The following is a 23,380-nucleotide window of genomic DNA, read 5'->3' as shown; positions in this document are numbered from 1 at the left end:
TGTTATTGTGTCTAACATGATAGGTAGGGCGATATTCTATGTCGAAGCCTCGATATTTCTTGGGAAATGTGGAAGGTCCCGTCGATATATGTGGAAGACATTAGAGTGCTTCTTTACACTGCTGAATTCGAACTAATAATTTTTCGTATTCTTGTTCGAGAAATGTGATGTCATCATGCTGATTTGGGATAGAAATCCGGCTGATGATTTCTGTTAATTTTGTTTGTAATCGTAATAACTCTTGTTCAGTAACGTTTACAGAAGCTTGGGTGGTTCTTTTTGTGTATTGCTCGTAATTGCCGTGGAATATTCTTGGTTCGCTCTCATCTACTTGTAGAATATGGTTTGCAACAGAACGAATAAAGGCACGGTCATGGCTAATGAAAAGTATTGTGCCAGGATACTCCTGTAACATGCTTTCTAATTCTTCTTGCGTTGCTAAGTCTAAATAGTTTGTCGGTTCGTCGAGCAGAAGCATATTATAGTTTCCTAAAAATACTTTTGCGAGTGCAACCTTCATTCGTTCTCCACCACTTAAGACGTGCACAAGTTTATGAACATCTTCACGGCGGAATAGGAGCCTTGCAAGAATTGTTCGAACGAACGATTCTGTATAGTTTGTTTCTTCTAGAACGTTTTCTAAAATTGTTTTATCTGTTTTTAAAATAGATAATGTTTGTTCAAAGTATCCAATTTTACAACTTTTCGAAAGCTGGATGCCACGCTCATTCGCGAGAAGCATCTTGAACAAAGTTGTTTTTCCGCTTCCATTTGCCCCTAAAATAGCAAGTTTTGCACCAGGGGCAATAGTTCCATTCATATTTTTAAATAGTGTACGGTCACCTATTTTCTTTGTTGCTTTATTGAACTGTACAACCGCTTTGCTATGAATTGGTGTGTGGTATTGTACGTCAAACTGAGCTTGAGAAAAGTCTTTCGGCTTTTCTTTCTTTTCTAACTTTTCAAGGCGTATTTCTAGTACTTTCGCTACTTTGCTAACATTTTCTTGCCCATGAGCCCCGCTTAACTTATAAAGTTTAGATTCAGATGAACTGAACCGTGTTGGGATTTTTGTCATGCTAGAAGCACGTTGCTTTCTTTGCAAAATTGACTGTTCTAACCGATTTTTTTCTTGTATATATTGATCATATTCTGCTTGCTTTTGTATTCGCTCACGTTCTTTTTGCTTCCGATAGTTTGAATAATTCCCTTTGTACTCTTGAATTATGCCGTCTTCAATTTCGATGATTTTGGTACATATGGTATTTAGGAAGTCACGATCATGTGATATTAAAACAAGTGCACCTTTATAAGATAAAAGTGCCTTTTCTAATTGCTCTGTACCAAACATATCTAAGTGACCTGTTGGTTCATCAGCAAATAGAATGCCTGCATCTTGTTCGAGGGCATGGGCGATCTTTAGGCGCATTCGTTCACCGCCGCTCATTGAATTTGCGACGTTTGAAATATTCCATTTGCCTTTAGCGAGGGAAGAAGCGGTTTCCGGTATCCCCTCGCTAAGCTGTGGAATGATGGCGATAGAACTATGATGAGTTACTGTGCCTTTGTCAGCTTCTACTTCTTTACTTAATATTTGTAATAACGTAGATTTTCCAGCTCCGTTGACTCCGACAATTCCTATACGATCGTTTGCTTGAATTTCTAGTGATGGTAACGTAAATATGGTGCGATCACCAAAGCTCTTTTCGATATTACGTGCGATTAAAATAGTCATAAAAAAACCTCCCTAGTTTCACTAGAGAGGATAAACGTCGCCCTTCAATGTAAAATCGTACATAAATAAACGATTTTTTACATGATCGTATCGAAAGAAAGTATCGACAAATGGACAGACTAATCCTCTGCTAGTTTTCATCATTTTTGTTCACTATTTGTGATGGATGAAATAAATAAGAGAATTAGAACTTCATTGGTCAAAGTACCTTCCTTTCATAATATTATTTTTATTGTATGCGCATACAAATGGGGTTGTCAAACTTATTTCTGTTTGCTATTTTTGAATTTATTATTATAAAATTGTGCTTTTGCCAGCGCCTCAGCATCGTTCTTGATTTCATCTAGTCCATTCGCATCCCCAATAATATACCCTTCAAATGATGAGCCAACAAAATCAAAGATATATTGAAACTGGACGATAAGCGGCAATGCTTTCAGTTTTGGACTGTCTCCGCCAACGATGACAACGTACATTTTTTTGCTTTTCATTTTTTCTTTGAAATGAAGAGATGTATTGCGTAAGCTTTGTGACCAGCGATCAACGAAGTTCTTCATGTGGCCGCTCATTCCGTACCAGTATAGCGGTGTAGCGAAGATAATCGTGTCGTGCTCTAGCATGCGCTCGATTAACTGCTCGTAGTCATCGTTTACAGGTTGGAATCCTTCTGCATCATGACGTTGATCTGTAATTGGATGGACTGTATGGTCGCGCAAGTAAATTTGTTCTGCTTCAATTCCATCAATCATCATATGTGTTAAAGCTTCTGTATTTCCGTTTTGTCTGGAACTGCCGTGTATAACAAACATGTCATCATCCCTTTTCTTTTGCTTGTTTTAGGAGTGAAACGTGTTTTTGCAAATTCGTTTGAATGCTGGAAAGTAATGAGATTTGTCTTGTTACTTCATTGAGTTTATCTTCATAAAGTGCAAGGATACTGCTGCAAGGATTTTCGTACAGGTGTGGTTCAATTTCAAGGCAGCGCATCATTTTTGCCGTCTCTTCTAAATTTAAGCCAAGCTGTAAGTACATTTGAATAAGCTCTACTTTTTCAATGGCACTTTCGTCGAAATCACGATAGCCGTTTGTGAGGCGATTTGAAGGGAGCAATCCCTTTTCTTCATAATGTCTTAGTGATCTTTCGCTAACGCCAGTTTCTTTTGATAACTCTCCGATTCGCAATGTGTTTCACTCCTTTTACATGTATTGTAAACCTTCACACTAATGTGAAGGTCAATGTTGTTTTTTCGCAAAAGAATCTACATAATTTAAAAATACTTGAATGGCTTTAGATGGAATGAAATATTTGCCGCGCACGATGGAGAATGGCCGGATTAGTTGTTCATTTGGAACTTCGACGTGGAATAGCTCTTTTGCCAGTAGCTCTTTCCGTACAGTCCAATCAGAAAGGATAGCGATGCCAAGCCCGGCAGCGACGGCTTCCTTTACGCTTTGTATACTACTGAATGTAAAGAATCGCTTCATTTTTAAATGGTGTTGATGAATAAAGCGGTCACTATAAGCACGTGTCCCAGAGCCACTCTCTCTTAATACCCATACTTGGTCTTGGAGAGTAGCTTCGTTTATATCCTTGGTGTGAAGTAATGGATGGTTTGGAGGGACGACGAGCTTCATTTCATCTTGCATAAACGTTTCAACGTCTACATCGGCGTATACGACTTGGCCTTCTACTAAGCCGATATCAATTTGATTAGAGCGAAGGCTTTGCAAAACTTCTTCTGTATTTGAGATAAATGTATGAACTTCGACGTGTGGATTTTCATTGGCAAAGCGTGCAAGTATTTTGGGAAGTAAGTATTCACCAATTGTAAAACTAGCACCGATGCGAAGTGTTCCTGTTACGACGTTATGCAGTTCGTTAATTTCCTGTTTTGCGTCTTCATAAAGTGAAAGCATTTGCTTCGCATGAATGTATAATATGTTTCCAGCTTCCGTAACTTGGACATGCTTTGGGGAGCGCTGAATAAGTGTAGTTCCAAATTCATTTTCCAAGTTGCGAATGTGCATGCTTACGCCAGGTTGTGAAAGGTTTAATAGTTCCGCAGCACGCGAAAAATGTTTTTGTTCAACGACAGTAACAAAGATTTTCAAAATGTCGACGTTCATTTGTTAGGCCCCTTTATTTTTGTTTTTATTTTATCATAAGTATTTCTGATGATAGAGATTCAATATTGATATTAAACTTATTATAAAAACTCTCTTATAATGTAACTAGAAAGAACATGCATGTTCCAATATGATTATTGGGGTGGTACAAGGTGGAACAAACACTTGTTATACAAAAGAAGAAGGGCTTTGGATTTTCGCAAGGTATTGGGATTACGTTATTAATCGCCATTGTCGCGAAATATTTAGCAGAGCTTCCATTTTTAAATATTATGGGACAATTAGTAATCGCTATTCTAATCGGGATGGTTTGGCGCGCGGCAATCGGGATTCCTCAAGAAGCGATAGCGGGAACGAACTTTGCGAGTAAGAAGTTGCTTCGCTTTGGGATCATCTTACTTGGAATGCGGTTGAATCTTGTAGATATTGCAAAGGCGGGACCGAAAGTATTGGTCATCGCTGCAGTTGTTATTACATTTACAATTTTCGTTGTATATGGACTAACGAAAGTATTTAAAGTAGAGAAGAAATTAGGGATTTTAACGGCGTGTGGGACAGCGATTTGCGGTGCTGCTGCGGTCGTGGCAATTGCACCACAAGTGAAAGCAAAGGACGATGAAACGGCGGTTGGCGCCGCAATCATTGCTATTTTAGGTACGATATTTACGCTTGTTTATACGTTATTATATCCGGTTCTTGGCTTATCTCCGTACGGTTACGGTGTATTCTCGGGAGCGACGCTGCATGAAATTGCTCACGTTATTGCGGCTGCAGCGCCAGGCGGTAGCACGGCTGTAGACATCGCAGTTATTGTGAAATTAACGCGCGTAGCGATGCTTGTGCCAGTAGCAATTTTAATCGGATTATGGTTTGGCAAGAGCGAGGGAAGCAAAGAAAAAAAATCGTGGCGCGACCTTCCAATTCCTTGGTTCATCTTCGGATTTTTAGCGATGAGTGCGGTTCATTCGCTTGGAATTATCCCGGAAGTTGTTGCTGGATATATTGTAGTCATTGCGTACATGCTTATCGCAATGGCGATGGCAGGACTCGGTTTAAATGTAGAGTTTAAAACGTTCCGTAAATTAGGAAGCAAAGCATTTGTGGCAGGGCTGATTGGCTCGGTTTGCCTATCGGTACTTGGGTACGTTCTTGTATATGCATTGGGCTTCATGTAATAGCGAAGAAGGAGGCATCTCTTTAGATGCCTCCTTCTTTTTCGTGTTGCAGTAAATCCAGCATAGTAGATAATTCCCTTTCCACATCAGTAAATCGCTTTTCATTCATAAGCTGGATTACTTTCTGAGTTCGTCTAAAGCGAAATGGGCGCACGACTTGTATGATGAGAGATAAAGTTTCTTTTTCGAGTTTAGAGAGAGGTCGTTCCTTCATATAAGCGGATAAAAATTCGTAAAAGCACTCATCTTTATCATCACCCATAAGTTCATATGCTAAAAAAATTCCTTCTCCGGCAAGGTGGTTAATAAACACCTCATTTCCAGCAATATTGAAGTCAATTAGGGATTGGAATGCACCATTATCGTCTAACAAAATATTGTTTGGAGAGAGGTCACCTTGTACAGCTCCTTTTGGGAGTTCGCTCCATACTTTATATAATTGTTTGCGTTTTTCATTAAAAACTGTGAAAACTTCATCTACTAATGTTTGATTGATTACACTCTCTTGTAAACATTTTTTTAAGTTATTTGCTTCTAATTCTATATCATCATATATTCCTGGTTCGTCGGAAGTATTTCCACCAAACATTCCCCAATATGTACCGTAATCGAAATGAATATGGTGTTTTTCGGAAACCGCATGTGTTGTACCTAACAGTCTTCCTAACGTGTGTAATAGCGATTTAGTTACTTCTTGATCTTCCATCTCTCTTCCTGGCAGCCATTCTTCCACCGTAATAGGAAAGGGAATTTCAAATGAATGAGCAGGTAAGTAATAGTGTCCACCAGTTGTTTGGAATCGTTTTGATACTGGTATGCCATTTTTAATAAAAGCATGGCAAAGTTCCCCTTGTGTTTGAAGCCCTTCTATTGTTGTGAAAGAGTCTCTATAAAGCCGGATTAATAGTTTATATGTAGTTGTAGAACATGCGATAAGTATATCTTTATCTTTTGAAAAACGTGTGACCTCGTAGTGAAATGGCTCGTGTATATGGAATTCTTGTAAAATACGTTGGATTGTAGTGTTTTCAAACATAATAGTTTCCTCCGATAAAAGGTGCTTGAATGTATATTTCCATACTGAGAATTATTTACCTTTTTTTGTAAAGATATCTTTACTTATATTTGGAAAATATTTATAATTAAAGTAAAGATATCTTTACTTTCGAAGGTGGAGCCTATGGGTGTAAAAAATAAAATTAAAGAATTACGAAAACAACATCATATAACGCAAATTGAAATGGCAAAGGCGATGCAAGTGACGCGGCAGACAATCGTGGCAATTGAGAACCATCACTATAACCCGAGTCTAGAGTTATCCCTAAAAATCGCCAAATATTTTGAGATGAAGGTGGAAGAAATATTTATGCTGGAGTAAGGAGAGAGGAAATGAACGATACTAAAAAGTTGTATATAGCTACTGTCTTAGGATTATGTGGAGGAGACGTTTTAGTTCGGCTAATGGACCCATCTATACCAATGTTACCGCTAATAGTTAGTAACATTTTAGCAATTCTACTTTTAACAGTTTATGTGTATTACAAAAAGCATAAGTACAGAAAAGAAGAAATTCCAGATATAGATGAGCGAGTAAATGAAAATATAAAAAAGTATGTAAATGTCTCATTTATATTCGCGTTTATTCTACTTATAGTTTATATTGTTGCGAGCAAAGGAATAGGAAGAGCTGTTATACCGATTCCAGAAATATTCACTGTATGTAGTTTCTTATTTGCTGGTAGTCTCATCATAGGAGTAATGGCGGGGAAACGAGCATAGCGATAGGAGGAATGAAAATGCAAGATGAGTTTGAGAGATTTCAGTCGGATAAAGCGTTTAAATATTTAGGGTTATTTTTAACAATTAGTTTAGCGGTATGGAGTTTGTACAATTTAATTGTTTATGGAAATGCGGGCATGCCATTTGTTTTATTTGTATTAGGACAGTTTGTTTATTTCTTTGTGAACTATTGGCCGAAATGGAAATATAGAAATCAAAAAGAGGCTGATCATGTATGAGGAAGCGGTTTGTAGGGAGCTTATCTTTAGTGGGGCATCAACGAGTGTATTAGCAACAAGGGAAATCAAATAAATACATAAAGGGGAAACGGGATGGGATTAGCGGTATTATGTGTTGCGACGGCTATATTTGCACTTTTGTGGGGGATGCAAAATTTCTCTCGTAATCCAGTACCAAGTGTATGTATTATGATTGGTGCTGTAGGTTTATCATACTATTTATTAGTTTTAGCCCATTATCATAAAACGGCAACAAGTGTTGTTGTTGGGGCGATTATTTTATTTTGTGGGCGTGCCGTGCAAAAGGGGTTATTTCCATAAAAGCTGTTTATACAAAAGGTATAAACAGCTTTTTGTATTTTTTTTACAAACTACTTGAAGATTACGTTACGTCACCTTTTATAATGAAGGAGAAGAGGTGATGGAGTTGATTTCAATTCAAGAACTAACGAGGGAAACAGGGGTTACAGTAAGGACGCTACGATATTATGATCAAATCGATTTATTAAAGCCGAGTGGGAAAACTGATGGGGGACATCGGTTATATAGCGAGAGAGACGTTGTTCGTTTGCAGCAAATTTTATTTTTAAAAGAAATGGGTTTTTCATTAAAAGAGATTACGAATATGTTAATAACGGATGAGCTCAATTTAAAAGTATCGCTTGAAAAGCAACTTAAGTTTGTACAAGAAGAACAGAAAAAATTTAATCGAATGGAACGTATTTTACAAGCAGTTGTTTATTCAGTAGATGTGGAAGGGGAACTGGATTGGAAAGTTATGTTTGAACTCATTCAGCTTTCGAAACAGTCTCCGCGAATACGTGAGATGTTTCAAAATGAAGTTTTTTCTAGGGGAGAACAAAAGTTGCTTCATAATTTGCCGAACATGAGTGAAGAAGATTCAAATGTTTTAGAGTGGGTAGATTTATTAAAACAATTGCGTAACTTTATGAAAGACGGTAAGGAAGCATCATGTGATGAAGTACAAGGTGCAACAAAGAAACTAATGCAGAAGTGTTTGGAGATGGCAAATGGTGATGAAGCATTTTTAGATAAATTGTGGGAAGTAAGAAAGTCAAAAGAAGATTCACAGAAAATGGGTATGTATCCAATTGAGGAAGAGCTTCTAGTATATATGGATGAGGCTTTTCGTATATATGATGAAAGGGAGAGGGATAAATGAGTATACTCGCAGAATATCGATGGTACTTTTTAATTGGTGCAGAGATTGTATTTTGGCTATCAGCTATTGGATTCTTTTTACTAAGGTATGGATTTCGCTTGAAAAAGGCGAGCATTATTATGGGGATTGTGCTACTCATAAATGAAGTGTTTATTTTAACCTTAGGGGTAGTGGACTATTATCAAACAGGGAAGTTCTCTAATTTTCAAATCATTACGGTAATCATTTTATTATATGCAGTTTTTTATGGAAAAAAGGATTTGAAGAAATTAGATATATATGTACAAAAATTAGTTGCGAGGTGGCGGAATGAACCGGCGCCTATTATCGAAGAACCACTTGAAGTAACAGGCATGGCGCACGCGAAGCAGGAAATAAAAAATTGGGCTTTACATCTTATTTTGTTTGTTGCGGTTCATATATTCTTTTTCTTCATGTATGGGCTTATTCCAGTGGAACAGTGGGGAAATTGGTTAGAGTCAGGAATCGTTTTAAATAAAACAGCAAGCCGTGTAAGCAAAGTATGGGTTATTATTCTTTTAGCGGATACTGCGATTTCATTTTCATATGTTATTTTTCCGAAGAAGGAGAAAGGAAACAAGAAGCTACTTTCATAGAGGAAAGTAGCTTTTTCTAGTATACCAATAGTTTGTATAGGAGAGGATAACAATAGGAAAAAGCACAGGTTTTATATGCTTATTTCTCTTTAGTTTAGTAGCGTGTTCACAACCTAACAATGCAATTGATAAGAAGAATGATGTCGTTGCAAAGGGGGCAGAAATTTCTAATCTAGATAAATTCGAGAAGTTCGTTTGGAATGTGGAACAAGGGAAAGTTGATAAAATAAGAATTGTACAGTATACACATGAAGGTGACCCGATTTTTCAAACGTTACAGCATAGTGAGAAAGATATACTTTATGTGTTAGATAATAGACAAGACCAATTTGCTGGTGACCATAAAGGGTTACATAAAGGTAGTTGTAAAAGGATTGTTAAAGAGCAACGTGAATCAGAAACGGCATATAGGTTAATAGATTGTACGAATGAAAATGGGCGCAATGGATATGACTTATTATATGTACTTAAAAAATAGAGTTAGTAGAGGAAGGAAGTATTTATTCCTTCCTTTTTTATGTATATATTGTCGAAAGTTTTACCGAATATCTGTTCGTTTTTTTAGGTTTTTTATGAGCATTCGTGGTAAAATAATAATACAGATTTTTATGAGGAGGTCGGTTTTTAGTTGGAACATCCATTTGAAATTATCTCAGAGTATTCCCCGCAAGGTGATCAGCCGGGAGCGATAGAGAAGCTTGTAGAGGGAATTAATAGTGGTAAGAAAAAGCAAGTGTTGCTTGGAGCAACAGGAACGGGTAAGACATTTACGATTTCAAATGTCATTAAAGAAGTGCAGAAGCCAACACTTGTAATGGCTCATAATAAAACGTTAGCGGGACAGCTATATAGTGAGTTGAAAGATTTCTTTCCTAACAATTCTGTTGAGTATTTTGTTAGTTATTACGATTATTATCAGCCGGAAGCGTACGTACCACATACGGATACATTTATTGAAAAAGATGCGCAAATTAATGATGAAATCGATAAATTACGTCACTCGGCAACGTCTTCTTTATTTGAACGAGATGATGTTATTATCGTTGCGAGTGTGTCATGCATATACGGTTTAGGTTCACCGGAAGAATACCGCGAGTTAGTTGTTTCACTTCGAGTTGGTATGGAAAAGGACCGTAATCAATTGCTTCGTGAACTTGTTGATGTACAGTATGGACGTAATGATATTGATTTCAAGCGTGGTACATTCCGTGTACGCGGAGATGTAGTTGAAATCTTCCCGGCATCACTCGACGAACATTGTATTCGAATTGAATTTTTCGGTGATGAAATAGATCGTATTCGAGAAGTAAATGCATTAACGGGTGAAGTATTAGCAGAACGTGATCATGTAGCAATCTTCCCGGCATCTCACTTCGTTACACGTGAAGAAAAGCTGAAGGTCGCTATTGAAAATATTGAAAAAGAATTAGAAGAACGTTTAAAAGAATTAAATGATAACGGTAAGTTGTTAGAGGCGCAGCGTATAGAACAGCGAACACGTTATGATTTAGAAATGATGCGAGAGATGGGCTTTTGTTCAGGGATTGAAAACTATTCCCGTCAATTAACACTTCGTCCAGCAGGTTCAACACCATATACACTGTTAGACTATTTTCCAGAAGATTTTTTAATTGTTATGGATGAGTCGCACGTATCGGTGCCGCAAGTAAGAGCGATGTATAACGGAGACCAAGCGCGTAAGCAAGTACTTGTAGATCATGGATTCCGTCTGCCATCAGCTTTAGATAATAGACCGCTCACGTTTGATGAGTTTGAAGAGAAAACGAATCAAGTTATTTACGTTTCGGCAACGCCAGGACCATACGAGTTAGAGCAATCACCAGAAGTAATAGAACAAATTATTCGTCCAACAGGTCTGTTAGATCCACCAATTGATATACGACCAATTGAAGGGCAAATTGATGACTTGTTAGGAGAAATTCAAGATCGTATTTTGAAAAATGAACGTGTATTAATTACGACTTTAACGAAAAAAATGTCAGAGGATTTAACGGATTACTTGAAAGATGTAGGAATTAAGGTGAACTATCTTCACTCTGAAATTAAAACGTTAGAACGTATTGAAATTATCCGGGACCTTCGCCTTGGTAAATTTGATGTACTTGTCGGTATTAACTTATTGCGAGAAGGATTAGATATTCCAGAAGTATCACTTGTAGCTATTTTAGATGCTGATAAGGAAGGATTCCTACGTTCAGAGCGTTCATTAATTCAAACAATTGGTCGTGCGGCACGTAATGCAAACGGCCGCGTTATTATGTACGCAGATCGCATAACAAGATCAATGGGAATTGCAATTGAAGAAACACAGCGTCGTCGTAGTATACAAGAAGCTTACAATGAGGAGCATGGTATTACGCCGAAAACGATTCAAAAAGGAGTACGTGACGTTATTCGCGCGACAACAGCAGCTGAGGATACGGAAACATATGAAGCAACACCAGCTAAGAAGATGACGAAAAAAGAACGCGAAAATACAATTGCGAAGATGGAAGCAGAGATGAAGGAAGCAGCAAAAGCGTTAGACTTCGAGCGTGCAGCTGAACTAAGAGATTTACTATTAGAATTAAAGGCGGAAGGGTGAAAAGAGTGAGCATGAGCAAGGATTTTATTGTTGTAAAAGGTGCCAGAGCACATAACTTGAAAAATATTGATGTAACCATTCCAAGAAATCAGCTTGTTGTTGTAACGGGATTGTCTGGTTCAGGGAAATCATCGTTAGCATTCGATACGATTTATGCAGAAGGGCAGCGCAGATACGTAGAATCGTTATCTGCGTATGCACGTCAGTTTTTAGGGCAAATGGATAAACCTGATGTGGATACGATCGAAGGATTGTCACCAGCGATTTCGATCGATCAAAAAACGACGAGTCGTAATCCGCGTTCAACTGTCGGAACAGTGACGGAGATTTATGATTATTTACGTTTATTATTTGCGCGAATTGGTACGCCAATTTGTCCGAATCATGGAATTGAAATTACATCGCAAACAGTAGAACAGATGGTAGACCGTGTTCTTGAATATCCTGAACGTACGAAATTACAAGTGTTAGCTCCTATCGTGTCAGGACGCAAAGGTGCACATGTAAAAGTGCTTGAAGATATTAAGAAGCAAGGTTATGTTCGTGTACGTGTCAATGGTGAAATGCTTGATGTATCTGAAGAGATTACGTTAGACAAAAATAAGAAGCATTCTATAGAAGTTGTAATTGACCGTATTGTTGTAAAAGAAGGAATTGCGAGTCGTCTTGCAGATTCACTCGAAAGTGCTTTAAAGCTTGGCGGGGGCCGAGTTTTAATCGACGTTATGGGAGAAGAAGAACTTCTCTTTAGTGAGCATCACGCATGTCCACATTGTGGTTTTTCAATTGGTGAATTAGAGCCGCGTATGTTCTCGTTCAACAGTCCGTTCGGCGCATGTCCTTCTTGTGATGGACTTGGCTCAAAGCTAGAAGTAGATTTAGAGCTTGTTATTCCGAATTGGGATGTATCATTAAATGAACATGCGATTGCTCCGTGGGAACCGACAAGTTCACAATATTACCCGCAACTTTTACGATCTGTATGTAATCACTACGGCGTTGATATGGATACGCCTGTGAAAGATATACCGAAAGATTTATTTGATAAAGTATTGTACGGAAGCGGGGAAGAGAAAGTTTATTTCCGCTATGTGAATGAATTTGGTCAAGTAAAGGAAAATGAGATTTTATTTGAAGGTGTTATTCCGAATATCGAGCGTCGTTATCGTGAGACGAGTTCTGATTATGTTCGTGAGCAAATGGAGAAATATATGGCAGAGCAAGCCTGTCCGAAGTGTAAAGGCGGACGCTTAAAGCCTGAGAGTTTAGCTGTTTTCGTTGGGGATAAAACGATCGCCGATGTTACAAAGTATTCTGTTCAAGAAGTACAGGAATTCTTCTCGAATGTTGAGTTAACGGAGAAACAACAAAAAATTGCTCATTTAATTTTAAGAGAAATTCAGGAGCGCGTTGGATTCTTAGTGAACGTTGGTTTAGATTATTTAACGTTAAGTCGTGCTGCAGGAACTTTATCAGGTGGTGAGGCGCAGCGTATTCGTTTAGCGACACAAATTGGTTCTCGTCTTACGGGTGTGCTTTACATTCTTGATGAGCCTTCTATCGGTTTGCATCAACGTGATAATGATCGTCTTATTCGTACATTGCAGGAAATGCGTGATTTAGGAAATACGTTAATTGTCGTTGAGCATGATGAAGATACGATGATGGCTGCTGATTATTTACTTGATATCGGACCGGGTGCAGGTATTCACGGTGGTCAAGTTGTATCAGCGGGTACACCAGCTGAAGTGATGCAAGACGAAAATTCATTAACTGGGAAATATTTAAGCGGTAAAGAGTTCATTCCAGTACCACTTGAAAGACGTAAAGGTGACGGACGTAAAGTGGAGATCGTCGGTGCGAAAGAAAACAACTTGAAAAACGCGAAAATGTCATTCCCTCTAGGTACATTTGTAGCGGTAACAGGTGTATCTGGATCTGGAAAAAGTACGATGATTAATGAAGTGTTATATAAAGCGTTAGCTCAAAAGCTATATAAAGCAAAAGCGAAGCCAGGGGCTCATAAAGAAATTAAGGGTCTTGAGCAGTTAGATAAAGTTATTGATATTGATCAATCACCAATCGGGCGTACACCACGTTCCAACCCAGCTACGTATACAGGTGTATTCGATGATATTCGTGATGTGTTTGCGCAAACGAATGAAGCGAAAGTGCGCGGATATCAAAAGGGACGTTTTAGCTTTAACGTAAAAGGTGGCCGTTGTGAAGCGTGCCGCGGTGATGGAATTATAAAAATCGAAATGCATTTCTTACCAGACGTGTATGTACCGTGCGAAGTTTGTCACGGTAAACGCTACAACCGTGAAACGTTGGAAGTTAAATATAAAGATAAGAACATTTCTGAAGTATTAGCAATGACGATTGAAGATGGGGTAGAGTTCTTTGCTAATATCCCGAAAATTAAGCGTAAACTTCAAACGCTTGTAGATGTAGGGCTTGGTTATATGAAATTAGGGCAACCAGCTACAACGTTATCAGGTGGCGAGGCGCAACGTGTGAAATTAGCTTCTGAATTGCACCGTCGTTCTACAGGGCGTACATTATACATTTTAGATGAGCCAACGACTGGCTTACATGCCCATGATATTGCGCGTCTTCTAGAAGTGTTGCAACGTCTTGTTGAGAGTGGCGAGACAGTACTTGTAATTGAGCATAATTTAGATGTTATTAAAACAGCTGATTATATCATTGACCTTGGACCAGAAGGCGGGGACAAAGGCGGACAAATCGTTGCTTCCGGAACGCCAGAGCAAGTAGTGAAAGAAGAGCGCTCGTATACAGGTAAGTATTTAAAAGAGATTTTAGATCGTGATAAAGCAAGAATGAAAGAGAAAATAAAAGAAGTAGAGTTATCGCAATAAGTTTATAGATGAAAACCGAGTGGAAATGACACTCGGTTTTTATTTCACTAAGGAAAATTGGTAAGGTTGTTAGTAGGTATACGAGTATAAAGAATAGAATAAATTGGTATAAGAGTTTGTATGATACTTGCGTTTCTTATCTATTAGCGTATGATGAAATATATATGTCAAAAGGATGTGTAAAGAAATGAGATGGATTGTATCACTTCTTGTAAATAGCGTTGTGTTAATCGCTGTGTCAGGACTTTTAAAAGGGGTTGCACCAGACGCATTTTACATAGCAAATATACAAACTGCAATTATTGCGAGTATTATATTGGCGATTTTAAACGTATTTGTAAAGCCACTTTTAATTTTAATTACGCTACCAATTACTGTTGTAACTTTCGGTTTCTTCTTAATTGTTATTAATGCGATTACGTTAAAAATGGCAGATTCATTATTAGGAGATGCTTTTAATATATCAGGATTTGGTGTAGCGATTATTGCGGCAATTTGTATTTCGATTTTTAATATGATAATTGAAAAGGCAATTGTTGAACCGTTATATGAAAAAAAGAGAAAATGACAAAAAGAAAAACATTTCATGATTCGTATGAAATGTTTTTTTCTATTTATTAGAAACCGTATTTCTTGTTTCCAGAAAAAAATGGTACAATATCCGGTAGAATGGAATTTTACATCAAATGAGACTGAACCCGCAGCGGAGTGGAGGTTTATACATATGCCAAAAGTAAGGACAAAAGATTTAATTGAACAATTTCAATTGGAGTTAGTAAGTGGTGAAGAAGGAATTCATCGTCCAATTGATACAAGTGATTTATCACGACCTGGAATTGAAATGGCAGGATTTTTTACATATTATCCAGCTGATCGTGTACAGCTTCTTGGAAAAACAGAGCTTACGTTCTTTGATACGTTAACGACAGAGCAAAAGCAAGAGAGAATGAAAGCGCTTTGTACTGAAGAAACGCCTTGTATTATTGTAACTCGTAATCAAGATGTACCGGATGAGTTATTACAAGCATCACGTGAATCAGGCGTGCCTTTATTACGTTCTGCTCAAACGACGACGAGATTATCAAGTCGTTTAACAAACTACTTAGAAGGTAAGTTAGCGCCAACAACAGCTGTTCATGGTGTGTTAGTAGATATTTATGGCGTTGGTGTTTTAATTACAGGTCAAAGTGGTGTCGGGAAAAGTGAGACAGCGCTTGAACTTGTAAAGCGCGGTCACCGCCTTGTTGCGGATGATAGCGTAGAAATTCGTCAAGAAGATGAAGACACATTAGTAGGAAGCTCACCTGATTTAATTGAGCATTTATTAGAAATTCGTGGTCTAGGTATCATTAACGTAATGACGTTATTCGGTGCAGGGGCAGTAAGAAATTATAAACGTATTACACTTGTTATTAATCTTGAAATTTGGGATCAAAAGAAAAATTATGATCGCTTAGGTCTTGATGAAGAGAAGATGAAGATTATTGATACAGAACTTACGAAGATTACACTTCCAGTTCGTCCTGGTCGAAACTTGGCTGTTATTATTGAAGTAGCAGCGATGAACTTCAGATTGAAACGTATGGGAGTCAATGCGGCACAGCAGTTCTCTGAACGATTAATGAGTGCGATTGAGTTAGGAAATCAAGAGTAGACTCTGGAGAGGGAGGTCATACATATGCTGTTAGGTTCCGTACCACAGCTTGACCGTGTAGCAATTCAGCTCGGACCGTTCCCTGTTTATTGGTATGGGGTTATTATCGGTACAGGTGTGCTATTAGGTCTTTGGCTAGCGACTCGCGAGGGAGAAAGGCTTGGTATTCACAAAGATACATTTATCGATCTTGTATTAATTGCAGTACCAATTGCGATTCTTTTTGCGAGAATGTATTATGTCATTTTTGAATGGGAATATTATTCGCAAAATCCGAGTCAAATTATTAATATTCGTCAAGGTGGTTTGGCGATTCATGGTGGTTTAATCGGGGCTGTTATTACAGGGATTCTTTTTGCGAAACGACGCGGGCTTTCATTCTGGAAGTTAGCGGATATTGCTGCGCCAAGTATTTTACTAGGACAAGCAATTGGCCGATGGGGAAACTTTATGAACCAAGAGGCACATGGTGATGAAGTAACGAGACAGTTTTTAGAAGGTCTTCATTTACCAGATTTTATTATTAATCAAATGTACATTGATGGTGTGTATTATCACCCAACGTTTTTATATGAATCATTATGGAACTTTGCAGGTGTTATTTTACTACTCGCGTTACGAAAAGTGAATTTACGCCGCGGGGAACTATTCTTCACATATTTAATTTGGTATTCAGTGGGACGCTTCTTCGTAGAAGGTTTGCGTACAGATAGTTTAATGTTAGGACCACTTCGTATTGCACAAGTAATGTCTATTGGAATTGTTGTTATTTCTATCATTTTCATTATTGTGAGACGAAAGATGGGGCAAGCTGATAAAAGATATTTAGAAAATTAGAGAAAAGTAGCATCTTATATAAGATGCTGCTTCTTTCATATTCAGGTAATGAAAGGATTAAGGACGATGAAAATAAATACAGTGTTATTTGATTTAGATGGAACGTTAATTAATACAAATGAACTTATTATCTCTTCTTTTTTGCATACGTTACATACATATTATCCAAATCAATATAAGCGTGAAGATGTATTGGCATTTATCGGTCCATCTTTGCATGACACTTTTAGTAAGATGGATACAAGTAAGGTTGAAGAAATGATTGCATGTTATCGCCAATTTAATCATGAGCATCATGATGAATTAGTGGAAGAATATGAGACTGTATATGAAACTGTTCAAGAATTGAAGAAGCAAGGCTATAAAATCGGTATCGTTACAACGAAAGCGAGACAGACGGTTGAAATGGGATTAAAGCTTTCAAAACTTGATCAATTTTTTGATGTTGTCGTGACGATTGATGATGTGGAACATGTGAAACCACATCCAGAACCACTTCAAAAAGCATTGAAATTATTAGATGCAAAACCAGAAGAAACATTGATGGTTGGTGATAATCATCATGATATCGTCGGTGGACAAAATGCAGGTACGAAAACAGTAGCGGTTTCATGGACATTGAAAGGTAGAGCGTATTTAGAAGCGTATAAACCAGATTATGTGCTAGATAAAATGAGTGATTTACTACCGATTTTATCTAGTATAAACCGCTCATAAAGGTCCAAGTAAGCAAGTAGGGGATATGTTTCTCTACTAACTTCAAGTTTCACTTTTTTTAGTAGAGGAGAGAGTTAAGTGCGACGGACAACGCGCTATCCTGTTTCAGGAGAAAATTCATTGTGGAATGTGTATAAAACAGTTTCTTTTTGGAAGGTAATGAAAAACTTTATTATTATCCAAATCGCACGTTACACGCCCGTTTTATCCGTGAAGAATTGGTTGTATCGCACGTTTTTGCGGATGGAGGTAGGAAAGAAAACGTCGTTTGCACTTATGGTAATGCCAGATATTATGTTTCCAGAAAAGATTACTGTGGGAGACAATTCAATTATCGGCTATAATACAACGCTTTTAGCGCATGAATATTTAATTCGTGAGTATCGACTCGGAGAAATCATCATAGGGAATGAAGTTATGATTGGAGCGAATACGACAATTTTACCAGGTGTAACGATTGGAGATGGTGCTATTGTTTCTGCTGGCACACTTGTCCATAAAGATGTACCAGAGGGCGCTTTCGTAGGCGGAAATCCGATGCGTATTATTTATACGAAAGAGGAAATGGCCACTAGAGAAGGTTGATGTTAAAAATGTAACATTTCCCTTCTCTTTTTATGAATAAAAAGGAAATAATTGATTATAATATACTGTTTTGTTTTTTACGGAATCGTTTATACTTATAGATAGAAGAATGTGTGAACGAAGAAAACAAAAAACTGGAGGATATATGGGGAAAAATCAAAGAATATATAAGGAGAACGGACAAGTTATCTCTTTTAATCAATTAGCGGACTTCTTTTATAAAAAAGGGATGAGGGCTTATAAAGGGCAAAAATTGCAAGATGCAATTAAATATTTTCGAAGAGCGGCACAAAGCGAGAAGGAGCCGTTTATTTTATGCCAACTAGCAATAGCATTATCTGAATCTGGTGAATATCAAGAGTCGAATCAGATATTTCTAAAGCTTGTTAGATCCAATCCTGAACTTGAGCAATGCTATTATTTTATTGCAAATAATTATGCATATATGGGCTTGTTTCAACAGGCGAAGAAGTATGCAGAGCAATATTTAGAAGTTGCGGAAGAGAAGGAATTTGTAGAAGATACGTTAGATTTGCTTGAGATTATGGAAGAAGAAGCAATGGGTGCGGAAGAGATTGAAGATGAAGATGAGTTAATTGTTATGCAGGAAGAAGCGAACCGCTACATTCGTAACGGACAATTAGAAGAGGCGATTGCTACACTAGAAGTTGTTACGAAAGAATATCCAGAATTTTGGTCGGGTCATAATAATTTAGCGATTGCACATTTCCAATCAGGTAATGTAGATCAAGCGCTTAAGTTAACAGAAATGATCCTAGAGGGAAATCCTGGTAACATTCATGCGCTTTGTAATACGCTTATTTTTCTATATTCAATTGGAGAACATAAACAAGTAGAAGCATTAGCGGGACAGCTCGTTTCAGTATATCCGATTTCATTTGAACATCGTTTGAAACTTGCAACGACGCTTGCAACAATTGGTCATTTCGAGTGTGCCTATAAATGGTTCAAAGTATTAAAGCGTCAAGGATACGAGGGAGACGTTAGTTTTTATTATTGGTTTGCATATTCTGCCTATATGATGAAAGACCAGCAAGTGGCTGAAAAAATGTGGCAACATGTTGTAGAATTGCATCCTGATAAAAAAGGAAAAGAACCGTGGAATGCACTGAATTTAGCAGATGAAGGACAAAATCTTTTATTTGAAGAGTTACGAAAATCATTTCAGAAAAGTACAACGCTAGAAGAGAAGATGCTAGCTTTATATTTAATGAATGAGTTGTCAACACCAGAGAAGGTTGGATTCTTCTTTGATGTAACGCAAGCGAAAAATGGTGTTCCAATCGTATCGCAACTTGCAAAATATTTCTTTTTACTTAATAGTCATAAAAGCATCCCAGCTGATTTACAGCAATTTGAACAGTGCGTACGAATTGCGGATGCATTATACAATTATACGAAAAAAGACGATGAATTAATCGAAGAGTGTTTAAACTTTTGGTTTTGTACGTTCATACGTTTATATACATCGGGAGCGACTTTTACAAATGTGTACGGTTGGTCAGCGGCAATTGAATACATTGTGCGCGGCGAACAAAGAAATAAGATGACACAGGCAGAGCTTGGTGATGTATATAATGTATCTGTAGCAACTGTACGAAAGTATGTGCAGGCTGTTAAGCGCACGCACACGTAGGATAGGCAAATCATTGGGAAAAAAGTGATGCTAACAGTATAATGAGGGTAACTTAATGTGTATGAATGAATGGGAGTGAATAGTGTGTCAGAAGAAAAAATTTATGATGTCATTATTATTGGTGCAGGACCAGCTGGTATGACAGCTGCGGTATATACATCTCGTGCGAATTTAAGCACATTGATGCTTGAGCGTGGGATTCCAGGTGGACAAATGGCAAATACAGAAGATGTAGAGAACTATCCAGGTTATGAGTCTATTTTAGGACCAGACTTATCAAATAAAATGTTTGAGCATGCGAAGAAATTTGGTGCTGAATATGCATACGGTGATGTAAAAGAAATTATCGATGGTAAAGAGTACAAAACAATTATTGCTGGTAAAAAAGAATATAAAACACGTGCAATTATCGTTGCAAGCGGTGCAGAGTATAAAAAGATTGGTGTGCCAGGTGAAGCAGAACTTGGGGGCCGCGGTGTATCATATTGTGCAGTATGTGATGGTGCATTCTTTAAAGATAAAGAACTTGTTGTTATTGGCGGCGGAGATTCTGCTGTTGAAGAGGGTGTGTTCTTAACACGCTTCGCATCAAAAGTAACGATCGTTCACCGTCGTGACACTCTTCGTGCACAGAAAATTTTACAAGATCGTGCTTTCCAAAATGAGAAAGTGGATTTCATTTGGAATCACACGATTAAAGAAATTAACGATGCAAATGGTAAAGTAGGAAGCGTAACACTTGTAGATGTAAACAGTGGAGAAGAACAAGAAGTTAAAACTGACGGTGTTTTCGTATACATCGGTATGTTACCATTATCAAAACCGTTTGTTGAGTTAGGTATTACAAATGAAAATGGTTATGTTGAAACGAACGAGCGCATGGAAACGAAAGTTCCTGGTATTTTCGCAGCTGGTGATGTTCGTGAAAAAATGCTTCGTCAAATTGTAACTGCAACAGGCGATGGTAGTATTGCAGCGCAGAGTGCACAGCACTACGTAGAAGAGTTATTAGAAGGATTAAAAACTGTAACAGAAAAATAAGGGGATTTTTCCTTTTGAGAAGAAAGCTACCGATAGGGGCTTTCTTCTTTTTTTGTGTAAATGTCAAAGTTTTGTCAAAAATAAGTAGGATTATAAGCTTTCTTATTGATATACTGGACTTTACGGAAAAATCACTATAAGAAATGAGGAATTTATTCAGTATGGAATGGCGTAATATATATCGTGGGTTTTGTATGGGCGTTAGTGATTTAATTCCTGGTGTGAGCGGCGGTACAATCGCTGTTGTGTTAGGGATTTATGAACAATTGCTTGCGGCAATTAGCGGGTTCTTTAGTCGTGAATGGAAAAAACATTTAGGATTTTTAATTCCCCTTGCTGCTGGTGTAGCGGCAGCGTTTTTGACGCTAAGTCATGTTATTAAATATTTACTTGCAAATCATTATGAACCGACTCAATTTTTCTTCCTCGGTTTAATTATTAGTATATTACCGGTGTTAATGAGGGAAGCTGATGCAAAGGCGTCGTTTAAAGGTAAGCACATTGTTTTATTAATAGTTGCAGCAATTCTTGTTGCAATAACAGCGTTCTTTAAGCCAGATAAGGCAGCAGATCCAATTACGACGTTAACAATTTTAAATGCAATTGGTTTGTTTTTCGCAGGATGGATGGCTAGTATGGCTATGCTTCTTCCTGGAATTAGCGGATCGTTTATTTTATTAATTATTGGTGTGTACCCGACAGCAATTAACGCTTTAACTACACTCAATTTACCGTTAATCGCGGTTATTGGTGCCGGCGTTATGGTTGGGTTTGTTGTAAGTAGTAAAGGAATTAGCTTTTTATTAGATCGTTATAAAAGTATGACATTTGCGGCAATTATTGGACTTGTTATCGGTTCAATTGTCATTGTGTTCCCTGGCATTCCGACTGGTGGAATTTCAATTGTAAGTTCAATTATTACTTTTATTTTAGGATTTGCGGTTGTTACTTATTTCGGTAAGAAATAAGGATTTTTTGTCCCCTTAACGGTAAAAACGTTAAGGGGATTTTTATGTGCTATTCATGGGAAGTAAGGCATTTTGATTGCTTGTTATAGAAAAAATTTTTACAATTGCTTAGCGAAAGGGGACTGGCACCTTCGTTGTAGCAAACTGTTTTTGATAGTATAATGAAATGAGTATGCAGTGAGAAATTTTGCTGCAAGTAGCTGAGGTGAAGAAACATGCAAAGAGTGACAAACTGTGTGTTAATTAGAGATAATGAAGTACTCTTACTCCAAAAACCTCGCCGAAATTGGTGGGTTGCACCAGGCGGAAAGATGGAGCGTGGTGAGACGGTAAGAGATTCCGTTGTTCGCGAGTATCGTGAAGAAACAGGTATTTATTTAAAGAACCCAGCATTAAAAGGGGTCTTCACCTTTGTCATCCAAGAAGGTGATAAGGTTGTTTCTGAATGGATGATGTTCTCCTTTTTAGCAACAGATTTTGCAGGAGAAAACAAATTAGAGAGCGAAGAAGGCATCATTGGTTGGCATACATTTGATAAAATTGATGATTTAGCAATGGCACCAGGAGATTATCACATTATTGATTATTTAATTAAAGGGAATGGTATAATCTACGGTACATTTGTATATACCCCAGATTTTGAGTTGCTTTCATATCGATTAGATCCGAGTTAAACCTGCAAGGAGAGGATACGATGACAGAGAATAATGATATAAAAATGGTAATTATTACAGGGATGTCTGGAGCTGGAAAAACGGTAGCGTTACAAAGTTTTGAAGATTTAGGATATTTTTGTGTAGATAATTTACCACCAATGTTATTGCCGAAGTTTATTGAACTTATGGCGGATTCAAAAGGTAAAATGAATAAAGTGGCACTCGGTATTGATTTACGTGGCCGAGAGTTTTTTGAGTATTTATGGGGAGCACTTGATGATTTATCAGAACGCACATGGATTATCCCTCATATTTTATTTTTAGATGCGAAAGATAGCACGCTTGTAACTCGTTATAAAGAAACGAGACGTTCGCATCCACTTGCGCCAACTGGCTTGCCGTTAAAGGGGATTGAAGCTGAGCGCGGTTTATTAACTGATATGAAGGCGCGAGCGAATATTGTGCTTGATACATCAGATTTGAAACCGAAAGAATTAAGAGAAAAAATTGTTCACATATTCTCAACAGAAACTGAGCAAGCGTTCCGTGTAAATGTTATGTCATTTGGATTTAAGTACGGAATTCCAATTGATGCTGATTTAGTATTTGATGTTCGTTTTTTACCAAATCCATACTACATTCCACATATGAAGCCATTAACAGGACTGGATGAAGAAGTTTCGTCGTATGTGCTGAAATTTAATGAGACACATAAGTTTTTAGAGAAATTGACGGATCTTATTACTTTCATGCTGCCTCATTATAAAAGAGAAGGTAAGAGTCAACTTGTAATTGCGATTGGATGTACAGGGGGACAACATCGTTCTGTTACGCTTACAGAGTACCTTGGGAAACATTTGAAACCAGAGTATAGCGTTCATGTATCTCATCGTGATGTGGAGAAGAGAAAGGGCCATTAAGGG

Annotated in this window: 25 protein-coding genes; 20 read left to right on the top strand and 5 right to left on the bottom strand. The window is 37.7% G+C overall.

The genetic code is table 11. The annotated features are described in order from the left end of the window. Positions 1-100: 100 nt before the first annotated feature. The 4 genes from abc-f to LUS72_RS25600 form a co-directional block, all read right to left on the bottom strand. The gene (gene abc-f, locus LUS72_RS25615) at positions 101-1,735 is read right to left on the bottom strand and encodes a ribosomal protection-like ABC-F family protein (protein ID WP_264448415.1); all 1,635 of its coding nucleotides are present in this window, start codon (positions 1,733-1,735) and stop codon (positions 101-103) included. Between the two features lie 263 nt (positions 1,736-1,998). Further along, positions 1,999-2,544: a flavodoxin family protein gene (locus LUS72_RS25610; protein ID WP_097832361.1), complete on the bottom strand. Its 546-nt coding sequence runs from the start codon at positions 2,542-2,544 to the stop codon at positions 1,999-2,001. A gap of 4 nt (positions 2,545-2,548) precedes the next feature. Further along, a complete protein-coding gene (locus LUS72_RS25605) occupies positions 2,549-2,917 on the bottom strand; it encodes a MerR family transcriptional regulator (RefSeq protein ID WP_097832360.1) in 369 nt (122 codons plus the stop codon). Positions 2,918-2,968: 51 nt separating this feature from the next. After that, entirely contained in the window at positions 2,969-3,862 is an 894-nt protein-coding gene (locus LUS72_RS25600; RefSeq protein ID WP_097832359.1) for a LysR family transcriptional regulator, read from the bottom strand. Between the two features lie 152 nt (positions 3,863-4,014). On the opposite strand from LUS72_RS25600, the gene LUS72_RS25595 reads away from it, so the two are divergent. Next, a complete protein-coding gene (locus LUS72_RS25595; RefSeq protein ID WP_097832358.1) occupies positions 4,015-5,037 on the top strand; it encodes a YeiH family protein in 1,023 nt (340 codons plus the stop codon). 22 nt (positions 5,038-5,059) lie between these two features. On the opposite strand, the gene LUS72_RS25590 is transcribed toward LUS72_RS25595, so the two are convergent. Next, positions 5,060-6,073, bottom strand: coding sequence for a phosphotransferase enzyme family protein (locus LUS72_RS25590; protein ID WP_264448414.1), 1,014 nt, complete (start codon positions 6,071-6,073; stop codon positions 5,060-5,062). Between the two features lie 144 nt (positions 6,074-6,217). Between LUS72_RS25590 and LUS72_RS25585 the strand changes: the two genes are divergently transcribed. From LUS72_RS25585 to rapZ, 19 genes are all read left to right on the top strand, one after another. Beyond that, positions 6,218-6,415 (top strand): helix-turn-helix transcriptional regulator, encoded by a 198-nt coding sequence (locus LUS72_RS25585; RefSeq protein ID WP_097832356.1) that lies wholly within the window; start codon positions 6,218-6,220, stop codon positions 6,413-6,415. Positions 6,416-6,426: 11 nt separating this feature from the next. Further along, the gene (locus tag LUS72_RS25580; protein ID WP_097832355.1) at positions 6,427-6,816 is read left to right on the top strand and encodes a hypothetical protein; all 390 of its coding nucleotides are present in this window, start codon (positions 6,427-6,429) and stop codon (positions 6,814-6,816) included. A gap of 17 nt (positions 6,817-6,833) precedes the next feature. After that, positions 6,834-7,055, top strand: a complete 222-nt coding sequence (locus LUS72_RS25575; protein WP_001150195.1) for a hypothetical protein — start codon at positions 6,834-6,836, stop codon at positions 7,053-7,055. A gap of 93 nt (positions 7,056-7,148) precedes the next feature. Then, the gene (locus LUS72_RS25570) at positions 7,149-7,376 is read left to right on the top strand and encodes a hypothetical protein (RefSeq protein WP_097832353.1); all 228 of its coding nucleotides are present in this window, start codon (positions 7,149-7,151) and stop codon (positions 7,374-7,376) included. A 100-nt stretch (positions 7,377-7,476) separates the two neighbouring features. Further along, positions 7,477-8,238, top strand: a complete 762-nt coding sequence (locus LUS72_RS25565; protein ID WP_264448413.1) for a MerR family transcriptional regulator — start codon at positions 7,477-7,479, stop codon at positions 8,236-8,238. Further along, positions 8,235-8,855: a hypothetical protein gene (locus LUS72_RS25560; protein WP_264448412.1), complete on the top strand. Its 621-nt coding sequence runs from the start codon at positions 8,235-8,237 to the stop codon at positions 8,853-8,855. Before LUS72_RS25565 ends, LUS72_RS25560 begins: the two co-directional genes overlap by 4 nt. Positions 8,856-8,901: 46 nt before the next feature. Next, positions 8,902-9,333, top strand: coding sequence for a DUF4362 domain-containing protein (locus LUS72_RS25555; RefSeq protein WP_264449086.1), 432 nt, complete (start codon positions 8,902-8,904; stop codon positions 9,331-9,333). Positions 9,334-9,483: 150 nt separating this feature from the next. Next, complete coding sequence (gene uvrB, locus LUS72_RS25550; RefSeq protein WP_264448411.1) at positions 9,484-11,460, top strand: excinuclease ABC subunit B; 1,977 nt, start codon at positions 9,484-9,486, stop codon at positions 11,458-11,460. 11 nt (positions 11,461-11,471) lie between these two features. After that, positions 11,472-14,342, top strand: coding sequence for an excinuclease ABC subunit UvrA (uvrA, locus tag LUS72_RS25545; protein WP_264449085.1), 2,871 nt, complete (start codon positions 11,472-11,474; stop codon positions 14,340-14,342). Positions 14,343-14,529: 187 nt separating this feature from the next. Beyond that, positions 14,530-14,910, top strand: a complete 381-nt coding sequence (locus tag LUS72_RS25540; protein ID WP_264448410.1) for a phage holin family protein — start codon at positions 14,530-14,532, stop codon at positions 14,908-14,910. A 156-nt stretch (positions 14,911-15,066) separates the two neighbouring features. Further along, a complete protein-coding gene (gene hprK / locus LUS72_RS25535; RefSeq protein ID WP_002016091.1) occupies positions 15,067-15,996 on the top strand; it encodes an HPr(Ser) kinase/phosphatase in 930 nt (309 codons plus the stop codon). Between the two features lie 24 nt (positions 15,997-16,020). After that, entirely contained in the window at positions 16,021-16,833 is an 813-nt protein-coding gene (lgt, locus tag LUS72_RS25530; protein ID WP_097832347.1) for a prolipoprotein diacylglyceryl transferase, read from the top strand. Positions 16,834-16,899: 66 nt separating this feature from the next. Then, on the top strand, positions 16,900-17,550 hold the full coding sequence (ppaX, locus tag LUS72_RS25525) for a pyrophosphatase PpaX (protein ID WP_097832346.1): 651 nt from the start codon (positions 16,900-16,902) through the stop codon (positions 17,548-17,550). 78 nt (positions 17,551-17,628) lie between these two features. After that, on the top strand, positions 17,629-18,135 hold the full coding sequence (locus LUS72_RS25520) for an acyltransferase (RefSeq protein ID WP_071748026.1): 507 nt from the start codon (positions 17,629-17,631) through the stop codon (positions 18,133-18,135). A gap of 145 nt (positions 18,136-18,280) precedes the next feature. Further along, entirely contained in the window at positions 18,281-19,792 is a 1,512-nt protein-coding gene (locus tag LUS72_RS25515; protein ID WP_264448409.1) for a tetratricopeptide repeat protein, read from the top strand. An 84-nt stretch (positions 19,793-19,876) separates the two neighbouring features. After that, on the top strand, positions 19,877-20,833 hold the full coding sequence (gene trxB, locus LUS72_RS25510; RefSeq protein ID WP_264448408.1) for a thioredoxin-disulfide reductase: 957 nt from the start codon (positions 19,877-19,879) through the stop codon (positions 20,831-20,833). A gap of 161 nt (positions 20,834-20,994) precedes the next feature. Continuing rightward, complete coding sequence (locus LUS72_RS25505) at positions 20,995-21,801, top strand: DUF368 domain-containing protein (RefSeq protein ID WP_097832344.1); 807 nt, start codon at positions 20,995-20,997, stop codon at positions 21,799-21,801. 215 nt (positions 21,802-22,016) lie between these two features. Then, positions 22,017-22,475, top strand: coding sequence for an NUDIX hydrolase (locus LUS72_RS25500; protein ID WP_001190080.1), 459 nt, complete (start codon positions 22,017-22,019; stop codon positions 22,473-22,475). 20 nt (positions 22,476-22,495) lie between these two features. Further along, positions 22,496-23,377, top strand: a complete 882-nt coding sequence (gene rapZ / locus LUS72_RS25495) for an RNase adapter RapZ (protein ID WP_000138460.1) — start codon at positions 22,496-22,498, stop codon at positions 23,375-23,377. Positions 23,378-23,380 lie beyond the last annotated feature (3 nt).

The organism is Bacillus cereus (assembly GCF_025917685.1).
GTDB lineage: Bacteria > Bacillota > Bacilli > Bacillales > Bacillaceae_G > Bacillus_A > Bacillus_A cereus_AT.
This window is presented reverse-complemented; position numbering and strand designations above follow the sequence as displayed.